Origin of the sequence: Arsukibacterium sp. MJ3 (assembly GCF_000987765.1) — a bacterium.
Taxonomy (GTDB): domain Bacteria; phylum Pseudomonadota; class Gammaproteobacteria; order Enterobacterales; family Alteromonadaceae; genus Alishewanella.
Genome location: NZ_LAHP01000070.1, coordinates 1 through 1,239, shown reverse-complemented (window position 1 = coordinate 1,239; position 1,239 = coordinate 1). Strand labels below are relative to the sequence as shown.

Annotated in this window: 1 protein-coding gene; it reads right to left on the bottom strand. The window is 46.6% G+C overall.

The features are described 5' to 3' along the window. Positions 1 to 54: 54 nt before the first annotated feature. Positions 55 to 1,239, bottom strand: coding sequence for an elongation factor Tu (gene tuf, locus VT06_RS16750; protein WP_046555473.1), 1,185 nt, complete (start codon positions 1,237 to 1,239; stop codon positions 55 to 57).

Here is a 1,239-nt window from a genome sequence, read left to right as displayed (position 1 = left end):
AAAAAAGGCTCCACAAGAGGAGCCTTCTTTACATCACCGCTAACTACACTTTAGTTAAGCAATGATTTTAGATACTACACCAGCACCTACTGTACGGCCGCCTTCACGGATGGCGAAGCGTAAACCTTCTGTCATCGCGATTGGGCAAATAAGCTCAACAACAAATTTCAGGTTGTCGCCTGGCATAACCATTTCTACGCCTTCTGGTAATTCTACTGCACCCGTTACGTCTGTAGTACGGAAGTAAAACTGTGGACGGTAGCCTTTAAAGAATGGTGTATGACGTCCACCTTCTTCTTTTGACAATACGTACACTTCGCCTTCAAACTTAGTGTGTGGCTTGATTGAACCTGGCTTTGCTAATACCTGACCACGTTCTACGTCTTCACGCTTGGTACCACGTAACAATGCTCCAATGTTCTCGCCTGCACGACCTTCGTCTAACAGCTTACGGAACATTTCAACTCCAGTACACGTCGTCGTTACTGTATCTTTGATACCTACGATTTCTACTGTCTCACCAACTTTTACTACACCTTGCTCTACCCGGCCTGTTACTACAGTGCCACGTCCAGCAATTGAGAATACGTCTTCGATTGGCATGATGAATGGCTTGTCAATCGCACGTACCGGCTCAGGAATATACGTATCTAACGCTTCGCCCAGCTCCAGTATTTTCTTTTCCCACTCTGCATCGCCTTCCAGGCCTTTCAGCGCTGAACCACGAATTACCGGTAAATCATCACCTGGGAAATCATAGTCAGAAAGAAGCTCGCGCACTTCCATTTCTACCAGCTCTAGCAACTCTTCGTCATCTACCATGTCACATTTGTTCATGAACACGATGATGTAAGGTACGCCTACCTGACGTGATAACAGAATGTGCTCACGCGTTTGTGGCATTGGGCCGTCTGTCGCCGCAACTACCAAAATCGCACCGTCCATCTGCGCCGCACCGGTAATCATGTTCTTGATATAGTCAGCGTGACCTGGACAGTCTACGTGTGCATAGTGACGCGTAGGGGTGTCATATTCAACGTGTGACGTATTAATAGTAATACCACGTGCTTTTTCTTCTGGTGCTTTATCGATTTGATCAAAAGCAAATGCCTGACCGCCGTATGTCTTCGCTAATACGCTAGTGATAGCAGCTGTCAGTGTAGTTTTACCGTGGTCAACGTGGCCAATAGTACCTACGTTTACATGCGGTTTTACGCGTTCAAATTTAGCCTTAGCCAT